Annotated in this window: 20 protein-coding genes, 1 tRNA gene, 2 rRNA genes, 1 pseudogene and 1 other annotated feature (1 of these 25 running past the window's edge); all 24 genes and pseudogenes read left to right on the forward strand. The window is 65.0% G+C overall.

The annotated features are described in order from the left end of the window. A 23S ribosomal RNA gene (locus tag AC0QTQ_RS02445) occupies positions 1-2,408 on the forward strand; it begins 437 nt to the left of the window's first position. A gap of 84 nt (positions 2,409-2,492) precedes the next feature. Further along, positions 2,493-2,607, forward strand: a 5S ribosomal RNA gene (gene rrf / locus AC0QTQ_RS02450). Positions 2,608-2,703: 96 nt separating this feature from the next. Further along, positions 2,704-2,780 (forward strand) — tRNA-Met (locus tag AC0QTQ_RS02455). Between the two features lie 367 nt (positions 2,781-3,147). Further along, positions 3,148-3,267, forward strand: a sequence feature (AL1L pseudoknot). 15 nt (positions 3,268-3,282) lie between these two features. Then, positions 3,283-3,452, forward strand: a pseudogene (locus AC0QTQ_RS02460) (IS3 family transposase); the annotation flags it as partial. 113 nt (positions 3,453-3,565) lie between these two features. Beyond that, positions 3,566-4,204, forward strand: a complete 639-nt coding sequence (locus AC0QTQ_RS02465) for a TetR/AcrR family transcriptional regulator (RefSeq protein ID WP_480258109.1) — start codon at positions 3,566-3,568, stop codon at positions 4,202-4,204. Between the two features lie 528 nt (positions 4,205-4,732). After that, complete coding sequence (locus tag AC0QTQ_RS02470) at positions 4,733-5,125, forward strand: COG4315 family predicted lipoprotein (protein WP_480258110.1); 393 nt, start codon at positions 4,733-4,735, stop codon at positions 5,123-5,125. A gap of 12 nt (positions 5,126-5,137) precedes the next feature. Continuing rightward, a complete protein-coding gene (locus tag AC0QTQ_RS02475) occupies positions 5,138-5,650 on the forward strand; it encodes a sigma-70 family RNA polymerase sigma factor (protein WP_480258111.1) in 513 nt (170 codons plus the stop codon). After that, positions 5,647-6,417, forward strand: a complete 771-nt coding sequence (locus AC0QTQ_RS02480; protein WP_480258112.1) for an anti-sigma factor family protein — start codon at positions 5,647-5,649, stop codon at positions 6,415-6,417. Before AC0QTQ_RS02475 ends, AC0QTQ_RS02480 begins: the two co-directional genes overlap by 4 nt. A gap of 140 nt (positions 6,418-6,557) precedes the next feature. After that, entirely contained in the window at positions 6,558-7,721 is a 1,164-nt protein-coding gene (locus AC0QTQ_RS02485; RefSeq protein ID WP_480258113.1) for a glutathionylspermidine synthase family protein, read from the forward strand. Positions 7,722-7,724: 3 nt separating this feature from the next. After that, entirely contained in the window at positions 7,725-8,324 is a 600-nt protein-coding gene (locus AC0QTQ_RS02490) for a DUF1190 domain-containing protein (protein WP_480258114.1), read from the forward strand. Positions 8,325-8,470: 146 nt separating this feature from the next. After that, entirely contained in the window at positions 8,471-8,935 is a 465-nt protein-coding gene (rplO, locus tag AC0QTQ_RS02495; protein WP_121531574.1) for a 50S ribosomal protein L15, read from the forward strand. Positions 8,936-9,040: 105 nt separating this feature from the next. Next, the gene (gene secY, locus AC0QTQ_RS02500) at positions 9,041-10,399 is read left to right on the forward strand and encodes a preprotein translocase subunit SecY (RefSeq protein WP_121531575.1); all 1,359 of its coding nucleotides are present in this window, start codon (positions 9,041-9,043) and stop codon (positions 10,397-10,399) included. An 18-nt stretch (positions 10,400-10,417) separates the two neighbouring features. Continuing rightward, positions 10,418-11,074: an adenylate kinase gene (locus tag AC0QTQ_RS02505; RefSeq protein WP_121531577.1), complete on the forward strand. Its 657-nt coding sequence runs from the start codon at positions 10,418-10,420 to the stop codon at positions 11,072-11,074. 160 nt (positions 11,075-11,234) lie between these two features. Beyond that, entirely contained in the window at positions 11,235-11,603 is a 369-nt protein-coding gene (gene rpsM / locus AC0QTQ_RS02510; protein ID WP_113902066.1) for a 30S ribosomal protein S13, read from the forward strand. Between the two features lie 15 nt (positions 11,604-11,618). After that, a complete protein-coding gene (gene rpsK, locus AC0QTQ_RS02515) occupies positions 11,619-12,008 on the forward strand; it encodes a 30S ribosomal protein S11 (protein ID WP_121531579.1) in 390 nt (129 codons plus the stop codon). A gap of 121 nt (positions 12,009-12,129) precedes the next feature. Beyond that, on the forward strand, positions 12,130-13,146 hold the full coding sequence (locus AC0QTQ_RS02520; protein ID WP_121532041.1) for a DNA-directed RNA polymerase subunit alpha: 1,017 nt from the start codon (positions 12,130-12,132) through the stop codon (positions 13,144-13,146). 190 nt (positions 13,147-13,336) lie between these two features. Beyond that, on the forward strand, positions 13,337-13,756 hold the full coding sequence (gene rplQ / locus AC0QTQ_RS02525; protein WP_121531581.1) for a 50S ribosomal protein L17: 420 nt from the start codon (positions 13,337-13,339) through the stop codon (positions 13,754-13,756). Between the two features lie 175 nt (positions 13,757-13,931). Further along, complete coding sequence (locus tag AC0QTQ_RS02530; RefSeq protein WP_121531583.1) at positions 13,932-14,543, forward strand: autoinducer binding domain-containing protein; 612 nt, start codon at positions 13,932-13,934, stop codon at positions 14,541-14,543. A gap of 52 nt (positions 14,544-14,595) precedes the next feature. Beyond that, a complete protein-coding gene (locus AC0QTQ_RS02535; RefSeq protein ID WP_121531585.1) occupies positions 14,596-15,186 on the forward strand; it encodes an acyl-homoserine-lactone synthase in 591 nt (196 codons plus the stop codon). Positions 15,187-15,270: 84 nt separating this feature from the next. Then, positions 15,271-16,581, forward strand: coding sequence for a replication-associated recombination protein A (locus tag AC0QTQ_RS02540; RefSeq protein ID WP_121531587.1), 1,311 nt, complete (start codon positions 15,271-15,273; stop codon positions 16,579-16,581). Between the two features lie 44 nt (positions 16,582-16,625). Continuing rightward, complete coding sequence (gene crcB, locus AC0QTQ_RS02545) at positions 16,626-17,006, forward strand: fluoride efflux transporter CrcB (protein ID WP_480258115.1); 381 nt, start codon at positions 16,626-16,628, stop codon at positions 17,004-17,006. Then, entirely contained in the window at positions 17,003-18,064 is a 1,062-nt protein-coding gene (locus AC0QTQ_RS02550; RefSeq protein WP_480258116.1) for an RluA family pseudouridine synthase, read from the forward strand. The genes crcB and AC0QTQ_RS02550 overlap by 4 nt, the downstream gene beginning before the upstream one ends. Continuing rightward, on the forward strand, positions 18,061-18,726 hold the full coding sequence (locus AC0QTQ_RS02555) for an HAD-IA family hydrolase (protein WP_480258117.1): 666 nt from the start codon (positions 18,061-18,063) through the stop codon (positions 18,724-18,726). The genes AC0QTQ_RS02550 and AC0QTQ_RS02555 overlap by 4 nt, the downstream gene beginning before the upstream one ends. Beyond that, a complete protein-coding gene (locus tag AC0QTQ_RS02560) occupies positions 18,723-19,436 on the forward strand; it encodes an ATP12 family chaperone protein (RefSeq protein WP_480258118.1) in 714 nt (237 codons plus the stop codon). The genes AC0QTQ_RS02555 and AC0QTQ_RS02560 overlap by 4 nt, the downstream gene beginning before the upstream one ends. Positions 19,437-19,606 lie beyond the last annotated feature (170 nt).

The following is a 19,606-nucleotide window of genomic DNA, read 5'->3' on the forward strand; positions in this document are numbered from 1 at the left end:
TCGAAGGCTAAGTACTCCTTACTGACCGATAGCGAACCAGTACCGTGAGGGAAAGGTGAAAAGCACCCCGACGAGGGGAGTGAAACAGTTTCTGAAACCGGACGCCTACAAGCAGTCGGAGCCGCCTTGAGCGGTGACGGCGTACCTTTTGTATAATGGGTCAACGACTTGGTCTTACGAGCAAGCTTAAGCCGTTAGGTGTAGGCGCAGCGAAAGCGAGTCTTAAAAGGGCGACGAGTTCGTGGGATCAGACCCGAAACCGAGTGATCTAGCCATGTGCAGGATGAAGGTTGGGTAACACCAACTGGAGGTCCGAACCGACACCCGTTGAAAAGGGTCCGGATGACGTGTGGCTAGGGGTGAAAGGCCAATCAAACTCGGAGATAGCTGGTTCTCCGCGAAAGCTATTTAGGTAGCGCCTCGGACGAATACCTTGGGGGGTAGAGCACTACATGGGTGATGGGGTCCCACAGACTTACTGAGCCTAAGTAAACTCCGAATACCCAAGAGTACTATCCGGGAGACACACGGCGGGTGCTAACGTCCGTCGTGAAGAGGGAAACAACCCTGACCAACAGCTAAGGCCCCCAATTCGTGGCTAAGTGGGAAAGCATGTGGGACTTCCATAACAACCAGGAGGTTGGCTTAGAAGCAGCCATCCTTTAAAGATAGCGTAACAGCTCACTGGTCTAGTCAAGAGGTCCTGCGGCGAAGATGTAACGGGGCTCAAGCCACGAGCCGAAGCTTTGGATGCACAGTGATGTGCGTGGTAGCGGAGCGTTCTGTGATATAGAACGCTGCCTCCTTACGACCTCCCCAAGTAATCTTGGCGGGTCTATTGGAGGCAATGTTCTGACTGTGAAGCCGGCCTGTGAGGGATCCGGTGGAGTGATCAGAAGTGAGAATGTTGACATGAGTAGCGACAAAGAGGGTGAGAGACCCTCTCGCCGAAAGTCCAAGGGTTCCTGCTTAAAGCTAATCTGAGCAGGGTAAGCCGACCCCTAAGGCGAGGCCGAAAGGCGTAGTCGATGGGAACCAGGTTAATATTCCTGGGCCATGTGGTGGTGACGGATCTCGAGGGTAGTTCGATCTTATCGGATTGATCGGGCTGCTTAGAGGTTCCTGGAAATAGCCCCACTTTAAGATCGTACCCGAAACCGACACAGGTGGACTGGTAGAGAATACCAAGGCGCTTGAGAGAACCACGTTTAAGGAACTCGGCAAAATGCCTCCGTAAGTTCGCGAGAAGGAGGCCCCATTGGTACGCAAGTATCGGTGGGGGGCACAAACTAGGGGGTGGCGACTGTTTACTTAAAACACAGGGCTGTGCGAAGCCGTAAGGCGACGTATACAGTCTGACGCCTGCCCGGTGCTGGAAGGTTAAAAGGAGGGGTGCAAGCTCCGAATTGAAGCCCCAGTAAACGGCGGCCGTAACTATAACGGTCCTAAGGTAGCGAAATTCCTTGTCGGGTAAGTTCCGACCTGCACGAATGGCGTAACGATCTCCCCGCTGTCTCAAACGTGGACTCAGCGAAATTGAACTGTGTGTCAAGATGCACACTACCCGCGGTTAGACGGAAAGACCCCATGAACCTTTACTCTAGCTTTGCACTGGCATCAGGATTGTGATGTGCAGGATAGGTGGTAGGCTTTGAAGCGGCGACGCCAGTCACCGTGGAGCCTCCCTTGAGATACCACCCTTCGCACTCTTGATGTCTAACCGCGGCCCGTTATCCGGGTCCGGGACCCTGCATGGTGGGGAGTTTGACTGGGGCGGTCGCCTCCCAAATCGTAACGGAGGCGCGCGAAGGTTGGCTCAGACCGGTCGGAAATCGGTCGTTGAGTGCAATGGCAGAAGCCAGCCTGACTGCAAGACTGACAAGTCGAGCAGAGACGAAAGTCGGCCATAGTGATCCGGTGGTCCCAAGTGGGAGGGCCATCGCTCAACGGATAAAAGGTACTCTGGGGATAACAGGCTGATGATGCCCAAGAGTCCATATCGACGGCATCGTTTGGCACCTCGATGTCGGCTCATCTCATCCTGGGGCTGGAGCAGGTCCCAAGGGTATGGCTGTTCGCCATTTAAAGAGGTACGTGAGCTGGGTTTAGAACGTCGTGAGACAGTTCGGTCCCTATCTGCCGTGGGTGTAGGATACTTGATGGGAGTTGCCCCTAGTACGAGAGGACCGGGGTGAACGATCCACTGGTGGACCAGTTGTCGTGCCAACGGCAGTGCTGGGTAGCTATGATCGGACAGGATAAACGCTGAAGGCATCTAAGCGTGAAGCCCCCCCAGAAACTAGGTATCCCTTGAGGGCCGTGGAAGACCACCACGTCGATAGGCCGGAGATGTAAGCGCGGTAACGCGTTCAGTTGACCGGTACTAATTGCCCGATTGGCTTGATTTGATCCAGTAGCAGCAAGGCTCAAGATCAAAAGCAAGTATACACAAAAGGTTATACCTGACTTGGACATGATGGCTTCTTCCTCGGTTTGGTGGTCATAGCGCTGGCTAAACACCCGATCCCATCCCGAACTCGGCCGTTAAGGGCCAACACGCCAATGGTACTGCGTCTTAAGACGTGGGAGAGTAGGTCACCGCCAAACCTAGCAAGAAGCCAACGTTCTCTCATAACGATCCAAAACCCCAAAAGCTCAAAAAGCCCGAGGGGCAAGCAGACCATGAAACACATGGTCAAACGTCGCGGGGTGGAGCAGCCCGGTAGCTCGTCAGGCTCATAACCTGAAGGTCGCAGGTTCAAATCCTGCCCCCGCAACCAATAAATCCTGCAGCCAGATCAACGGATTACGCCCCGCCCCAAAGCGGGGCTTTGGCATGTCCAACTCCGATAATGACAGAATACCAAAATATTCCCGTGCACCGCCCCGAGTTTGCCGGAGGCCCCACCCCCTGAGTGGCATGGAGCATCACCCGCAGGACGATGAACAGGTTTTCCCCTGAGATGCGTGAACGCGCGGTGCGGCGGGGCCTCGATGCCGAGGGGCAGCGTGGTTCGCGGTGGACGGCCATCATGTCGATTTCGGCGAGGATCGGCTGTTCGGGACATACGCCGAACGAGTGGGGGCAAGATGGCCGAGAGGCTGAAGGCGCCGGAGCGGGAGAACCGCGAGCTGCGCCAGGTCAACGGGATTTTCCGCAAGGCGAGCGCGTCGATCATGTCGCTCGAACCGATGGCGTCGTTCATCGGTGCGCATCGGGGGCTGCATGGGGGCGAGCCGATCTGCAGCGTGCTGCCGATCGCCCTTCCTTCGACCACAGCCATCCATCGCCGCGGGCCTTGGTGCGGTTTCGACGCGGTGGAATTCGCGACGCTCGAATGGGGGACCGGTTCTGTAACCGCCGCCTGCCGGAGCCCATCGGGAACCTCCCGCCCGCCGAGGCCGAGGCAAACTTCGACGCCGCACTGGAAACCGAGCCCATGGCTGCGTAACTGACGGAAATCGGCCTCCGCCAAACCCGGCGCGGGTCAGGCCGTGTGGCCCCGATAAGCGCAACAAGGCCACGGGCTTGCAGGGGCAGACCCACCTGTCCTATGAAGTCGACATGACTGATCAATCTGATGCGGAAACCGGCTGGCGAGGCTCTTACGAAGGTTGGCTCGAAGCGGCCTACGAGGCGCTGGTCGAGCATGGCATCGACGCGGTCAAGATCCTGCCGCTCGCCAACCGTCTCAAGCTGTCCCGCACCAGCTTCTACTGGCATTTCAAGGACCGCGAGACGTTGCTCGAGGCCCTCGCCAGCCGCTGGGACAAGCGCACGACGCAACCGCTTGTCGCGGCCGCGGCGAGCTATGCCGAAACCGAGGCCGAGGCGCTCTTGAACGTCATCGGGTGTTTCCTGCGCGAGGAGTCCTTCGATGACCGGCTCGAATTCGCGGTGCGGAGCTGGGCGCTGCAGGACGACCGGATCATGGAACGCGTTCAGACCGCCGATGCGCTGCGGCTGACGGCGCTCAGCGATCTGCTGGTCAAGTGGGGGCATGGGCCGATCGATGCCGATGTGCGCGCCCGCACGATCTATCTCACGCAGATCGGCTATATCTCGATGCAGGCGCGGGAGCCGCTTGCGCTGCGCATGGCGCGGATCCCGAATTACGTCGAGATCTTCAGCGGTGGCCGGGCGCCGGAGCCGCGCGAGCTGGCCCGGTTCTATGCGCAGCACGCCTACGTGCCGGCCAGCTGAGCCGCGGATCGCCGTCCGGCCGCGCTGACGTCCCTTGCCCGGGACGGCGAGAAGCGTTCAGGGCTGGCCGGCGACGGAGGCGCGCGCCTGAGACAGCAGGGCGCCGCCAGAACCGTCAGCCGCATCGGATGGGGCGCGGAAAACGCGGCCCCGCCGCCCCCCGACCGGGGCAAGCTGCTGCGCGACGCCTGATCGGCAGACGCCTTCGCCATGCTGTCGGGCATGCACCAGACCGGGTTCCAAAAACCCGGGCATGAAGGCGCCGAACAAAGTGATCCCCGGACAGCTGCCCAATTCATCACCCGTTGCCTCGAGCGCGCCCGTTTCTCTGACGTGGGCGCCCGTGATCGCGATGGACGAGGCGGCGAGGCCGATGCTTGGGCACTTTCCGTTGGGGCGTCTTCCCCGAGCCCGTTCACGGCTGCGTGCGTGGCGGGATAAGGTTTCGCTGCAAAACGTCATTCTTCCCAGATCACCGCATTCGCGGGATCGATGACCGGCCGGTTCGGCCGAGGGGGAGAGACTCACATGCCGATGACACGCAAATCCTTTGCCATACCTCTTGTGCTGGCGGCGGTGCTCGCCGCCGCAGCGGCCCATGCCGAGGTGCCGATCGGGCAGCAGAACAGCGCCAAGGGCAAGGTGCTGAGCGACACGAGGGGGATGACGCTCTACACCTTCGACAACGATCAGGGCGGGATCCCCAGCTGCTACGCCGGCTGTGCCAAGAACTGGCCGCCGCTGCTTGCCGCGACCGGCGCCATGGCCGAGGGCGATTTCGGCCTGGCGCCGCGCAGCGATGGCACGGCGCAATGGACCTATCACGGCCGGCCGCTCTACACTTGGATCAACGATCACAAGGCCGGCGACATCACCGGCGACGGGATCAAGGGGCTGTGGCACATTGCCCAACCGAAGTGAGGCGCGGCGCCGATGACGCTTCTGGACGAGATCGAGACCGCCATCCCGGCCCTGCGGCGCTATGCCCATGCGCTGACGCGCAACCGGGACGAGGCGGACGATCTTGTCCAGGATTGTCTGGAGCGCGCGGTGGCGCGGCGCCATCTGTGGCGCGGCGAGGGCGAGGTGCGGGGCTGGCTGTTCCGCATCCTGCTCAACCGGTTTCGCGACCGGCTGCGCAGCCTGCGCCTGCGCCCGCAGCTTTTGCCGCTGGAAAGCGCGGGCGGCATCGGGCAGGCGGGGGCGCAGGAAGGCCATCTGGCGCTGAGCGAGGTGCACGCGGCGATGGGGCGTCTGCCCGAAGATCAGCGGGCCGCGCTGCTGCTGGTCGCGGTGGAGGGGCTGAGCCTTGCCGAGGCCGCGCATGTGCTGGGGCAGCCGCCGGGCACCGTCGCCTCGCGGGTTGCGCGGGCGCGCGAGAGCCTGCGCCGGATGACCGACCGGGCAGAGACGAGTTCCATTCAGACACAGGACAGGCGGCAGTGACGGAGCGGGATCACATCGAGAGCGCGGCACAGATGCGGTTGCGCCACGGCAGCCCGGCCGAGCAGGCGGAGCTGGCCGCGCGGGCGGCACGGGACCCGGCGTTGCACAGCGATCTTGCGGCCTGGGACCGGCAGGATGCGGCGCTGCGTGCCCTTTACGATCCGGTTGCCCAGGAGCCGGTGCCCGCGGCGCTGCAAGCTGTCCTGCAGCGCGCCGAACGCCGGGCCGAGCACCGATCCGGTCTGCCGGTCTGGTCGCAGCTGATCGCCGCCTGCCTGCTGCTCGCGGTCGGGGCGACCGGCGGTGCGCTCGGCGCGCGTTGGGCGGGGCGGGCGGAGACCCCGCTTGCGATGGCGGCGTTTCGCGCCTTCGCGACCTATTCGGTGGAAACCGTTCACCCGGTCGAGGTCGCGGCCACGCAGGAGCCGCATCTGAGCACCTGGCTGTCGAACCGGCTGGGGCGGCAGATCGCGCCGCCCGATCTCAGCCGCAGCGGCTTCAGCCTGATGGGGGGGCGGGTCCTGCCCGACGTCAACGGTCCCGCGGTTCTGATGATGTATCGCGATGCGCAGGGGCGACGGCTGACGCTCTATGTCGCGCCGGAGCCCGGCCGGGGGGAGCAGCCGCCGGAATTCGCGCAGCGCGATACCGCCCGCAGCTACTGGTGGTTCGACGACAGTCTCGGTTGCGCCGTGGTCGGCGATCTGACGCGCGAGGTGCTGCATGGCGTGGCGATGGAGGCCTATCAGCAGATCACCGGCGCGTGACGTGAACCGCCCTGTCGGGGCGAGACGCGCGGCTGTCCTGCCGGCGCCGAGGGAGGGCAGGGGCAGAACATCGGCCCCGGGCTCTGGCAATCCGCCCGCCGGCTCCCCATCTTGGCGGCGGAACGGAAAAAGGAAATGACGTGGAAATCCGCCATCTGCAACCTCGCGCGAGCTGGCGCGAGATCGCCGAAGAGGCGGGGTTCGACTTCCATACGATGTATGGCGAACCCTATTGGAACGAGGCCCGGGCCTATCGCTTCTCGCTGCGCGAGATCGAGGCGGAGATCGAAGCCCCGGTGACCGAGCTGCACGCGCTCTGCCTCGACGCGGTGGGGCGCATCCTCGCCTCCGAGGAGCTGATGGCGCGGATGGGGCTGCCGCGCGAGCACTGGGACTATGTCGCGCAAAGCTGGCGCGACGGCGATCCCGCGCTCTATGGCCGGATGGATCTTGCCTATGACGGCACGGGCCCGGCGAAGCTTCTGGAATATAACGCCGACACGCCGACCTCGCTGTTCGAGAGCACCTCGTTCCAGTGGCGCTGGCTCGAGGACCAGATCGGCGCCGGCGTGCTGCCGGACGGGGCCGACCAGTTCAACGGCACCTGGGAGGCGCTGGTCGCCCGCTTTGCCGAGATCTTTCCGGGCGCCCCGACGGTGTGGTTCACCTCGGTCGCCGACAACAGCGAGGATTACGGCACCGTCGAGACGCTCGCCTGGGCGGCGAAGGAGGCGGGGATCAACCCGGTCTATCTGACGCTCGACAGGCTCGGGATCACCCCCGAGGGCCGCTTTGCCGATGCCGAGGGCTGGCCGGTGCGCTATCTCTTCAAGCTCTACCCCTGGGAGAACCTGCTGCGCGAACCGTTCGCGGAGCACCTCGCTGGCAGCGGCTGCACCTTCCTCGAGCCGCCGTGGAAGGCGCTTGTGTCGAACAAGGCGATCCTGCCGATGCTGTGGCGCTTCAACCCCGGCCACCCGAACCTGCTGCCCGCCGTGTTCGAGGACGAGCCGGGCGATTTCCCGGACGGCGTGGTGATCAAGCCGCTCTTCTCGCGCGAGGGGGCGTCGCTGCGCATCCTCGACGGCTTCGGGCAGGAGATCGCGGCCTCGGACGACCGCGATTATGACGCCTGGCCGAAGATCCGCCAGGCCTATCACCCGTTGCCGGTCTTCGACGGAAAACGCCCGGTGATCGGCGCCTGGGTGGTGGGCGAGCGCTGCACCGGCATGGGGTTGCGCGAGGATGCCGGGCTGATTACCCAGAACCTGAGCCAGTTCGTGCCGCATTACATCGAGGGCTGACAGATGAAACGATCCCGGGCGATGCGCCCGCTGACCATCGGGCTGATCGGGGCCTCGGCCTTCGCGCTGGCAGCCTGCAAGCCGCAGACGGAAGAGGCGACGGCCTTCCCGGACCTGAAATCCTGCCTGGCGGAAACGGCGAAGCCGGGCGCGACGATGACCGAGGACGACTGCACCACCGCCTACGCGCAGGCGGTGCAGACGAACATGGACTCGGCGCCGCGCTATGACGCGATGACCGCCTGCGAGGAACAGCACGGTGTCGGCAATTGCGAGGCGCAGGTGAACCCGAATGGTGGCGGCGGCAGCATCTTCATGCCGCTGCTGACCGGTTTCCTGCTCGGCAAGATGCTGTCGGGCGGCGGCGGGCTGATGTCGCAGCCGCTCTATCCGCAGCGCGGCGGCGGCTTTGCCACCCCGGGCGGGCAGGTCTTCGGCAACAACCGCGGCTCGGCCACGGTGCCGGCCTCGACCTTCAACAAGCCTGCGACGACCTTCGACAAGGCGCCGCTCTCGTCGAAGCCCGCAAGCGGGTGGAGCAACAAGTCGACGGTGAAGTCGACCGGCGGCTTCGGCTCGTCGCTGCGCAGCTCGGGCGGCTAGGGCGCTTCCCGTATCTGCGGCTTGACCCGAAGGGGGCAAGCCCGCTATACGCCCCCGGTGGCCCCCTTGGGGTCCAGACTCACCAAGAAACGCCGTGTGCCCTCTTCTGTCGCTTGCGAGGGGGTTTCCGGCACAGGAGAAGCGACATGAAACTCAACGAACTCCGCGACAACGCGGGCGCCGCCAAGAAATCCAAGCGCGTTGCGCGCGGCCCGGGCTCGGGCAAGGGCAAGACCGCCGGCCGTGGTATCAAGGGCCAGAAATCGCGTTCGGGCGTCGCCATCGGCGGCTACGAAGGCGGCCAGATGCCGCTCTACCGGCGTCTGCCGAAGCGCGGCTTCACCAAGCCGAACCGCCTCGACTTCGCCGTCGTCAACCTCGGCCTGATCGAGAAGTTCATCGCGGAAGGCAAGATCGACGCCTCGGTCGAGATCACCGAGGACGTGCTGGTCGCGTCGGGCCTCGTGCGTCGCAAGCTCGACGGCATCCGCGTTCTCGCCAAGGGCGAGATCACCTCGAAGGTCACGCTGACCGTGACCGGCGCCTCGAAGCCGGCGATCGAAGCCGTCGAGAAGGCCGGTGGCAAGCTGACCGTTGCCGCTGCCGAATAATCGGTTGTCGGCGGGCTGTGGCCCGCTTACATAAGGCAACAGTTTTCCAGGCGCCGCCGACCGGGAGACGGTCGCGCGGCGCCTCTCGCATGAAAGAGACTGCATATGGCTTCTGCTGCAGAGCAAATGGCGGCGAACCTCAGCTGGGAGGCCCTCGGCAAGGCCACCGAGCTGCGGCAGCGCATCTACTTCACCATCGGCCTCCTCATCATCTACCGGCTCGGCACCTACATCCCGGTGCCCGGCATTGATGCGAACGCGCTGCGCGAGTTCATGGACAAGGCGGGCTCGGGCATCGGCGGCATGCTGTCGATGTTCACCGGCGGCGCGCTTGGCCGCATGGGCGTCTTCGCGCTCGGCATCATGCCCTATATCTCGGCCTCGATCATCGTGCAGCTGCTGACCGCCCTGGTGCCGTCGCTCGAGCAGATGAAGAAGGAAGGCGAGCAGGGCCGCAAGAAGATCAACCAGATCACCCGCTATGCGACCGTGGGCCTTGCGACCTTCCAGGCCTGGGGCCTGGCCGTCAGTCTCGAGAAGGGCGACCTTGCCCACACCCCGGGCATCTTCTTCCTCGCCTCGGTGGTCATCACCCTCGTCGGCGGCACGATGTTCCTGATGTGGCTGGGCGAGCAGATCACCTCGCGCGGCATCGGCAACGGCGTCTCGCTGATCATCTTCGTCGGCATCGTCGCGAACATTCCGCATGCGCTCGCGAGCTTCCTCGAGCAGGGCCGCACCGGCGCCGTCTCGACCCCGGTGATCCTTGGCGTGATCGTGATGGTGGTCGCGGTGATCGCCTTCGTGGTGTTCATGGAACGGGCCCTGCGCAAGATCCATATCCAGTATCCTCGCCGTCAGGTGGGCATGAAGATCTATGATGGCGGCTCGTCGCACCTGCCGATCAAGGTGAACCCGGCGGGCGTGATCCCGGCGATCTTCGCCTCGTCGCTGCTGCTTCTGCCGACCACGATCTCGACCTTCTCGGGCAGCCAGACCGGCCCGATCATGTCGACCATCCTCGCCTATTTCGGCCCCGGCCAGCCGCTCTATCTCGCGTTCTTCACCGCGATGATCGTCTTCTTCGCCTATTTCTACACCGCGAACGTGGCGTTCAAATCGGACGAGGTCGCCGACAACCTGAAGAATCAGGGCGGCTTCGTTCCGGGCATCCGCCCCGGCAAGAAGACCGAGGAATATCTCGATTACGTCGTGGCGCGCGTGCTGGTGATCGGCTCGGCCTATCTCGCCGCCGTCTGCCTCCTGCCCGAGATCCTGCGCTCGCAGCTGTCGATCCCGTTCTACTTCGGCGGCACCTCGGTGCTGATCGTGGTCTCGGTGACGATGGACACGATCAACCAGGTTCAGTCGCATCTGCTCGCGCACCAGTACGAGGGGCTGATCGAACGTTCGCAACTGCGCGGCAAGAAGAAGTCGGGCCGGAAGGCGCCCGCACGCCGCTGATCTACCGGGGGAAGTGACATGACCAACATCATCCTGCTGGGGCCGCCCGGCGCAGGCAAGGGCACGCAGGCCCGCAAGCTGGTGGAAGAGCGCGGCATGGTGCAGCTGTCGACCGGCGACATGCTGCGCGAGGCCAAGACCTCGGGCACCGAGATGGGCCGCCGCGTCGCCGAGGTGATGGACCGCGGTCAGCTGGTGACGGACGAGATCGTCATCGGCCTGATCGAGGAGAAGCTGAACACGGTGAAGGCCTCGGGCTTCATCTTCGACGGCTTCCCGCGCACGCTGGCCCAGGCCGACGCGCTTGGCGAGCTGCTGGCGAAGAACGGCCAGACGCTTGATGCGGTGATCGAGATGCGTGTCGACGACGCCGCGCTCGTTGCCCGCATCACCGGCCGCTACACCTGCGGCAATTGCGGCGAGGTCTATCACGACGAGACCAAGCCGACGAAGGTTGCGGGCGTGTGCGACGTCTGCGGCAGCCACGACATGAAGCGGCGCGCCGACGACAACGAGGACAGCCTCAAGACCCGGCTGATGGAATACTACAAGAAGACCTCGCCGCTGATCGGGTACTACTACCACGCGCGCAAGCTCTTCACCGTCGACGGGCTGGCCGAGATCGACGCGGTGGCCTCGGCCGTGGCCGCGATCCTCGACGGCAAGGCCGAGTGACATCTTGACGCTTGACCCTGTGGGCAAAAGCCTCTAGGTCACGGCGTCTCGCAAGAGAATCGCCTGAGTCTTCAGGTGAGGGGCCCGGAGCAAGAGGTTTCGGGCCTTGTTGTGAAAAAAGGTTCTGGGGCTACGGAACCGCAACGAAGGGATCCACGCTTTGGCACGTATTGCTGGCGTCAACATTCCGACCGGGAAACGCGTCCCGATCGCTCTTCAGTACATCCACGGCATCGGCCCGATGTTCGCCACGCAGATCGTCGAGGCCGTCGGCATCGATCCGACCCGCCGCGTGAACGATCTGACCGACGCCGAAGTGCTCGCCATCCGCGAATACATCGACGCCAACCTCACGGTCGAGGGCGACCTGCGCCGTGAAGTGTCGATGAACATCAAACGTCTGATGGACCTCGGCTGCTACCGCGGCCTGCGTCACCGCAAGAACCTTCCGGTTCGCGGCCAGCGCACCCACACCAACGCTCGTACCCGCAAGGGCCCGGCCAAGCCGATCGCCGGCAAGAAGAAGTAAGGGGAGGCTGAGACAATGGCTCGCGACAAGACCCGCGTTAAGCGCAAAGAGCGCAAGAACATCGCTGCTGGCGTTGTTCACGTGAACTCCTCGTTCAACAACACCAAGATCCTGATCTCGGACGTGCAGGGCAACGCCATCTCGTGGTCGTCCTCGGGCACCATGGGCTTCAAGGGCTCGCGTAAGTCGACCCCCTACGCCGCCCAGATGGCTGCCGAAGACGCCGCCAAGAAGGCGCAGGAGCACGGCCTCAAGACCGTCGACGTCGAAGTGCAGGGCCCCGGTTCGGGCCGTGAGTCGGCGCTGCGCGCGCTGGCCGCCGTCGGCCTCACGATCACCTCGATCCGTGACGTGACCCCGATCGCGCACAACGGCTGCCGCCCGCCGAAGCGTCGCCGCGTCTGATCTGATTATTACCGATCGGGCCGTGCGGGGGATCCCCGCGCGGCCCGGTCGCTTACGTTTTTAACCTCGGGCGTTCCGCGCTTACGGACATGGGCACGGGACAGGTATGGAGGCAGAACGCATGATCCACAAGAATTGGGCCGAGCTCATCAAGCCGACGCAGCTTGAAGTCAAGCCGGGCAACGACCCGCAGCGTCAGGCGACGGTGATTGCCGAACCGCTGGAGCGCGGCTTCGGTCTCACGCTCGGCAACGCGCTGCGTCGCGTGCTGATGTCGTCGCTGCAGGGCGCGGCGATCACCTCGGTGCAGATCGACAACGTGCTGCACGAGTTCTCCTCCGTCGCCGGTGTGCGCGAGGACGTCACCGACATCATCCTGAACCTGAAGGGCGTGTCGCTCAAGATGGACGTCGAGGGGCCGAAGCGCCTGTCGATCTCGGCCAAGGGGCCGGGCGTGGTCACCGGCGGCGACATCTCTGAATCGGCCGGCATCGAGGTCCTGAACAAGGATCACGTGATCTGCCACCTCGACGACGGCGCCGACCTGTTCATGGAACTCACCGTGAACACCGGCAAGGGTTATGTCGCGGCGGACAAGAACAAGCCGGAAGATGCGCCGATCGGCCTGATCGCCATCGACGCGATCTATTCGCCGGTGAAGAAGGTGGCCTACGAAGTCCAGCCGACCCGCGAGGGCCAGGTGCTCGACTACGACAAGCTGACGATGAAGATCGAGACGAACGGTGCGCTGACCCCCGAGGACGCGGTGGCCTATGCCGCGCGCATCCTGCAGGACCAGCTGAGCATCTTCGTCAACTTCGAGGAACCGGAATCGGCCTCGAAGCAGGACGCGGAAGACGGCCTCGAGTTCAACCCGCTCCTCCTCAAGAAGGTGGACGAGCTGGAACTGTCGGTGCGTTCGGCCAACTGCCTGAAGAACGACAACATCGTCTACATTGGCGACCTGATCCAGAAGACCGAAGCCGAGATGCTCCGCACCCCGAACTTCGGCCGCAAGTCGCTGAACGAGATCAAGGAAGTGCTCTCGGGCATGGGCCTGCACCTCGGCATGGAAGTCGAGGACTGGCCGCCGGAGAACATCGAGGATCTGGCGAAGCGCTTCGAGGACCAGTTCTGAGCGCCCTCGCTTGACACTTTCGGGGGGCGTGGAGTACACGCCCCCCAATCAATGCCCGGGTTGCCGGGGAATGAGGGAAGGAGAGGCTCCGGTGGAGCGTCGACGACCCGAATGGGCATGATGCCCCAACGACGCACCGTCCAACGCAGGCGGCGCAACACAAAGCAAAACGCAATTTCGGAGAAGACCCATGCGTCACGCCCGCGGCTATCGCCGTCTGAACCGCACCCACGAACACCGCAAGGCGCTGTTCGCCAACATGGCCGGCTCGCTGATCGAGCACGAGCAGATCAAGACCACCCTGCCGAAGGCGAAGGAACTGCGCCCGGTCGTCGAGAAGCTGATCACCCTCGCCAAGCGCGGTGATCTGCACGCCCGCCGCCAGGTTGCGGCCATGCTGAAGGAAGACAAGGACGTCGTGAAGCTGTTCGACGTTCTCGCTGCCCGCTACAAGGACCGTCAGGGTGGCTACACCCGCGTCCTGAAGGCCGGTTTCCGCTATGGCGACATGGCGCCGATGGCGATCATCGAATTCGTCGACCGTGACCACTCGGCCAAGGGCGCCGCCGACAAGGCCCGCCTCGAGGCTGAAGAGGCCGCCGAAGACTGATCCTGTCCCGCAAGGGAGAGTTGGAAATCCCGCCCCTTCGGGCGGGATTTTTCATTTCCGGGGTCAGATTTTTGTTTCCGTCTGATCACGTTACCTGCCGCAACGTCGCATCAAAGTTGATCGGCTGGACACAATTCACAGTTGATTCTTCCGGCGCGCACCTGTCTAAAAAGACATGTCCATTCACGCCGACATCAACAAATGCCTTGCCGAGCTTGGCCGTCTTGCACCGGACGGCTATTTCATCGGCCTGCACATCCGTTTCGCCGCCCCGGTGATGCAGTTCCAGACCTATCCCGAGGCCTGGAGCGACCATTACACGCGTGAAGCCTATGCCCTGCGCGATCCGACCATCGCCTGGGGCTTCTCGGCGGAGGGCGCCTCGCGCTGGAGCGAGTTCACCCTTCCCGATCCGTTCAACATTCTCGGCGAGGCGCGGAAATTCGGCCTGAACTACGGGCTGACCGTGTCCTGCGGGCCGATCAGCTCGCGCACCATCGCGAGCTTCACCCGCCGCGACCGGGAATTCACCGATGACGAGATTGTCGCGATCTCGCACCAGATCCGGCGACTGCATGACATTACACAGCCGCCGGAGAGCCTGACGAAGGCTCAGATCGAGGCCCTGCGGTGCATCGCTGCAGGGGACCGACATGCCGCTGCCGCTGCAAAACTCGGAATCTCGGAAAGCGCGCTCAAGGCCCGGCTCCTGTCTGCTCGGGAACGGCTGATGGCGCGCACAACCGCCGAAACCATCCAGAGAGCGAAGGAGTACCGGCTGCTGTAGGTCCCTTTGCAACGGTCCGCCCCGGGCATAGCTGCCAACCCGGAGAAAGACCATGCAGACCACTACCCTGTCCTTTGCCAACATGCACAACTATGGCGAGCTTTTCGCGAACCTGTTTCGCGCGCGTCGGCAGAGCTTCATCGTCCAGAAGAACTGGGACCTGCCCGAGGAAATGGGCATGGAGTTCGACCAGTATGACACGCCGCAAAGCCGCTGGATCGCGATCCACGACTTCGGCCATGTGCTGGCCGGAATGCGCCTGACGCCGACCACGGCGCGCTGCGGCATCTATTCCTACATGATCCGCGACGCGCAGAAGGGGCTGCTCGGCGGCTCGATCCCGTCCGACCTGCTCTTCGACGAGGCGCCCGTCTCGCCGCAGATCTGGGAGAGCACGCGGGTCTTCGTCTCGCACGACATCCCGCAGAGCCTGCGCCGCAAGGTGCACTTCCGCCTTGCGGAAACGATGACCAGCGCGGCGCGTGAACTTGGCGCGACGCGGCTCATCGCGCTCACCGCGGCGAACTGGCCGCGCTGGTACGGGCGTTGCGGCCTGGCCGCCGAGGCGATCGGCCGGCCGATGTTCATCGACGACGGTGATTACCAGTGCGTCTCGATCGACCTGAGCGGCAAGATGCACTGAGCCTGCCGATGCGGGGGCGGGCCTTCGGGCCCGCTCCGATCTGCCCCTTCCGTCCCGGGCGCCGGGGCGATACTGTGGGCCACCATGTCCGACCTTTTCGACAGCCCCACCCGGGAGCCCGCGCACGAGGCGCCGCGCCCGCTCGCGGACCGGATCCGCCCGCAACACCTTGCCGAGGTGATCGGGCAGGAACATGTGCTTGGCCCCGAGGCACCGCTTGGCGCGATGCTGGCGGCAGGCTCGCTCTCGTCGATCATCCTGTGGGGGCCGCCCGGCGTCGGCAAGACGACGATCGCCCGGCTTCTGGCGTCCGAAACCGACCGCGCCTTCGTGCAGATCTCGGCGATCTTCACCGGCGTGCCGGAGCTGCGCAAGGTGTTCGAGGCGGCGAAGCTGCGCTTTTCGCAGGGCAAGGGCACGCTGCTCTTCGTCGACGAGATCCACCGTTTCAACAAGGCGCAGCAGGACAGCTTTCTGCCCTACATGGAGGATGGCACCATCCTTCTTGTGGGTGCCACCACCGAGAACCCGAGCTTCGAGCTGAACGCCGCCGTGCTGTCGCGTGCGCAGGTGCTGATCCTCGAGCGGCTGAGCCTGGCAAGCCTCGAACGCCTCGCGCAGCGCGCCGAGAAGGCGCTTGACCGGGCGCTGCCGCTCAAGGCGCCGGCGCGCGAGGCGCTGCTCGAGATGGCCGATGGCGACGGGCGGGCGCTGCTGAACCTGATCGAGCAGGTGATGGCCTGGAAGGTCGCGGCGCCGCTTGACACCGAGGCGCTGTCGGCGCGGCTGATGCGGCGGGCGGCGAAATACGACAAGTCGGGCGACGAGCATTACAACCTGATCTCGGCGCTGCACAAATCGGTGCGGGGGTCCGATCCGGATGCGGCGCTCTACTGGTATGCGCGGATGCTCGAGGGCGGCGAGGACCCGCGCTATCTCGCCCGGCGGCTGGTGCGGATGGCGGTCGAGGATATCGCCCTTGCCGATCCGCAGGCGCAGACCGTGTGCCTGCACGCCTGGGAGACCTACGAGCGCCTCGGCTCGCCCGAGGGCGAGCTCGCGCTTGCCCAGGCGGTGATCTATCTTGCCCTCGCACCGAAATCGAACGCCGGCTACATCGCCTACAAGGCGGCGCGGGCGGCGGCGAAGAAGACAGGTTCGGAACCGCCGCCGCGCCACATCCTGAACGCGCCGACGCGGCTGATGGAAGAACAGGGCTTCGGCGCCGGCTATCAATACGACCACGACGCCGAGGATGGCTTCTCGGGGCAGAACTACTTCCCCGAGACGATGAAGCGGCCGATCTTCTATGCACCGGTCGAGCGCGGCTTCGAGCGCGAGCTGAAGAAGCGCGTCGACTGGTTCGCGAAGCTGCGCGACAAGCGCAAAACTTGACATTCCGCCCCCCGGAGGCTTTGAGGGCGGCAAAGGAGAGACCCATGCTGTCCACCGTTTTCCAGGTCGCGCTCGGAGGGGCCCTCGGCGCCTCGGCGCGTTACCTCTCGGGCGTGGCGGTCTTGCGTGCGCTTGGCCCACAGACGATTCCGCTCGGGGTGATCTTCGTGAACATCCTCGGCTCCTTCGTCATGGGGGCGCTGGTGACCTTCCTGGGGCAGAAGGAACTGACGCACTGGAACGCCTTTCTCGCGACGGGCATTCTCGGTGGCTTCACCACCTTCTCCTCCTTCTCGCTCGAGGCCTGGACGCTGATCGAGCGGGGCGATGTGGGCCATGCGGCCTTTTATGTGTTTGCCTCCGTGGGCGCGGCGCTGGCCGGTCTGATCTTCGGGGTGCATCTGATGAGATGGGTATTGGCATGAGCGCTGTGCAGACGATCCGGGTGACCGAGGCCGAGGGCGAAAGCCGCCTCGACCGCTGGCTGAAGAAGCACTTCCCGCAGCTGACGCAGGGTGCGATCGAGAAGATGTGCCGCAAGGGCGAGCTGCGCGTCGATGGCGGGCGGGTCAAGGCGAACAGCCGTGTTGCGCCGGGGCAGGAAGTGCGGGTGCCGCCGCTGCCCGACGCCGCCGCGCTGCTGCGCCGCGCCGACGAGCGCCGCGAGGGGCTGCAGATCCCGGATGCCGACGCCGAGATGATCCAGTCCTGCGTGCTGTGGAAGGACGAGCACATCATCGCGCTGAACAAGCCGCCGGGGCTGCCCTCGCAGGGCGGCTCGGGGCAGGGCGACCGGCATGTCGACGGTCTGCTCGATGCGCTGCGCTTCGGCTACAAGGACCGGCCGAAGATGGTGCACCGGCTCGACAAGGACACCTCGGGCGTGCTGCTGATCGCGCGCACCGACCGCATCGCTCGGCATCTGTCCGAGGCCTTCCGGCTGAAGACCACGCGCAAGATCTATTGGGCGGCGGTGGCCGGCGTGCCGAACCCGAAGATGGGCACGGTGCGCTATGGCCTCGTCAAGGCGCCGGGTCATGGCCGCGGCGGCGAGGGCGAGAAGATGATCTGCATCCACCCCTCGAAGGTCGACGCGACCGAGGGGGCGAAACGCGCCACCACCGATTATGCCGTGCTCGATTCGCTCGGCACGCGGGTGAGCTGGGTCGCGCTGGTGCCGATCACCGGCCGCACCCACCAGCTGCGCGCGCATATGGCCGAGATGGGCCATCCGATCATCGGCGACGGCAAATATGGCGGCTCGGGGCAGGAGAACCTGGGCGACGGCTGGGGCGCACAGCTCGGCGGCGAGATCTCGCGCAAGCTGCACCTGCACGCGCGCCAGATCAGCTTTGACCATCCGATCACCAAGAAGCGCATCACCGTGGTCGCGCCCTTGCCCGATCACATGAAGCGCACCTGGAAGACGCTCGGCTGGTACGAGAACGACGTGCCCGCCGACCCGTTCGAGGAGCTTGAATGAAGCTCGTCATCTTCGACGTCGACGGCACGCTCTCGGACAGCGCGGCGCAGATCTGCGCCTCGATGGACTGGGGCTTCTCGCAGCTTGGCCTGCCGGTGCCCTCGCGCGCCGCGACGCTGTCGATCGTCGGGCTGTCGCTGCCCGAGGCGGTGGCGCGGCTGGTGCCCGAGCTGCCCGCGGCGACGCGCGCCGAGATCGTCGAGTTCTACAAGAAAAGCTATCAGGGCCGCCGCATCGCGCAGCCGGCGCCGCTGTTTGCCGGCGCGGCCGAGACGCTTGACCGGCTGTCCGGGCGCGAAGACCTGCTGCTGGGCGTGGCGACGGGCAAGTCGCGGCGCGGTCTTGACGCGCTGCTGGCGCATCACGGGCTTGCCGGCACCTTCTTCACCCGACAGGTGGCGGACGATCACCCCTCGAAGCCGCATCCGTCGATGGTTCTGACGGCGCTCGCCGATGCCGGTGCCGATCCGGCCGAGGCGGTGATGATCGGCGACACCACCTATGACATCGAGATGGGGCGCGCCGCGGGCGTGGCCACCATCGGCGTGCGCTGGGGCTATCACCCGGCCGAGGATCTTGTGGCTGCCGGAGCCGACCGGCTGGTCGGGGATTTCGCCGCGCTCGAGGCGGCGGTGGACGAGCTTCTGGGAGGATGCGCATGAGCGGCTGGGCACCGAAACGGTTCTGGACATCGGCCGAGGTCGCCGAGGCGCCGGGCGGCTTTGCCGTCACCCTTGACGGCCGGCATGTGAAGACGCCCGCGAAGGCGCCGCTCGTCGTGCCGAGCCGGGCGCTGGCCGAGGCGATCGCGCGCGAATGGCAGGCGCAGGACGAAAAGATCGACCCGGCAACGATGCCGGTCACCCGCGGCGCCAATGCCGCGATCGACAAGGTGCGCAGCCAGCATGCCGAGGTCGCGGCGCTGATCGCCGACTATGGTGGCACCGACCTTCTGTGCTATCGCGCCGAGGCCCCGCGCGAGCTGGTGGCGCGGCAATCCGAGCATTGGGACCCGCTTCTCGACTGGGCCGAGGCGGCGCTTGGCGCGCGGCTTGCGGTGACCCAGGGCGTGGTGCCGGTGGCGCAGCCCGAGGCGGCGCTGGCCGCCCTTGGTGCGCGCGTCGCGGCGATGGACGAATGGCAGCTTGCGGCGTTGCATGACCTCGTCGGCATCACCGGCTCGCTGGTGCTGGGGCTCGCCGTGGCCGAGGGACGGCTGACGGCGGACGAGGCCTGGACGCTTGCCCAGCTCGACGAGGACTGGCAGGCCGAGCAATGGGGCGTCGACGACGAGGCGGCAGAGCACGCCGGACGCAAGCGCGAAGCGCTGCTCGATGCCGAACGATTCTGGCGGATGCGGCATTCCCTCTGAGGGAGGCCTTCCATTTTCCAGCTGACCGCCCGGGCATTGAGCGTGTGCCCGGTTTTTGGGCGCTCGCCCCGGCGGAAACGTTCAACTCCTCTTGACCTTTTTTGATCGTTCGGACCAGACTTGGTCACTGGGGGCGACCCCCAAATAACGTTCCAGACCCCACAGGGGCA

The organism is Paenirhodobacter sp. YD-8, assembly GCF_056590935.1.

Excerpts from the sequence above, each read along its gene's own strand:
- AC0QTQ_RS02465 (WP_480258109.1), top strand. The coding sequence starts at position 3,566 with ATGACTGATCAATCTGATGCGGAAACCGGCTGGCGAGGCTCTTACGAA.
- AC0QTQ_RS02470 (WP_480258110.1), top strand. The coding sequence starts at position 4,733 with ATGCCGATGACACGCAAATCCTTTGCCATACCTCTTGTGCTGGCGGCG.
- AC0QTQ_RS02475 (WP_480258111.1), top strand. The coding sequence starts at position 5,138 with ATGACGCTTCTGGACGAGATCGAGACCGCCATCCCGGCCCTGCGGCGC.
- AC0QTQ_RS02490 (WP_480258114.1), top strand. The coding sequence starts at position 7,725 with ATGAAACGATCCCGGGCGATGCGCCCGCTGACCATCGGGCTGATCGGG.
- rplO (WP_121531574.1), top strand. The coding sequence starts at position 8,471 with ATGAAACTCAACGAACTCCGCGACAACGCGGGCGCCGCCAAGAAATCC.
- secY (WP_121531575.1), top strand. The coding sequence starts at position 9,041 with ATGGCTTCTGCTGCAGAGCAAATGGCGGCGAACCTCAGCTGGGAGGCC.
- AC0QTQ_RS02505 (WP_121531577.1), top strand. The coding sequence starts at position 10,418 with ATGACCAACATCATCCTGCTGGGGCCGCCCGGCGCAGGCAAGGGCACG.
- rpsK (WP_121531579.1), top strand. The coding sequence starts at position 11,619 with ATGGCTCGCGACAAGACCCGCGTTAAGCGCAAAGAGCGCAAGAACATC.
- AC0QTQ_RS02520 (WP_121532041.1), top strand. The coding sequence starts at position 12,130 with ATGATCCACAAGAATTGGGCCGAGCTCATCAAGCCGACGCAGCTTGAA.
- rplQ (WP_121531581.1), top strand. The coding sequence starts at position 13,337 with ATGCGTCACGCCCGCGGCTATCGCCGTCTGAACCGCACCCACGAACAC.
- AC0QTQ_RS02530 (WP_121531583.1), top strand. The coding sequence starts at position 13,932 with ATGTCCATTCACGCCGACATCAACAAATGCCTTGCCGAGCTTGGCCGT.
- AC0QTQ_RS02535 (WP_121531585.1), top strand. The coding sequence starts at position 14,596 with ATGCAGACCACTACCCTGTCCTTTGCCAACATGCACAACTATGGCGAG.
- AC0QTQ_RS02540 (WP_121531587.1), top strand. The coding sequence starts at position 15,271 with ATGTCCGACCTTTTCGACAGCCCCACCCGGGAGCCCGCGCACGAGGCG.
- crcB (WP_480258115.1), top strand. The coding sequence starts at position 16,626 with ATGCTGTCCACCGTTTTCCAGGTCGCGCTCGGAGGGGCCCTCGGCGCC.
- AC0QTQ_RS02550 (WP_480258116.1), top strand. The coding sequence starts at position 17,003 with ATGAGCGCTGTGCAGACGATCCGGGTGACCGAGGCCGAGGGCGAAAGC.
- AC0QTQ_RS02555 (WP_480258117.1), top strand. The coding sequence starts at position 18,061 with ATGAAGCTCGTCATCTTCGACGTCGACGGCACGCTCTCGGACAGCGCG.
- AC0QTQ_RS02560 (WP_480258118.1), top strand. The coding sequence starts at position 18,723 with ATGAGCGGCTGGGCACCGAAACGGTTCTGGACATCGGCCGAGGTCGCC.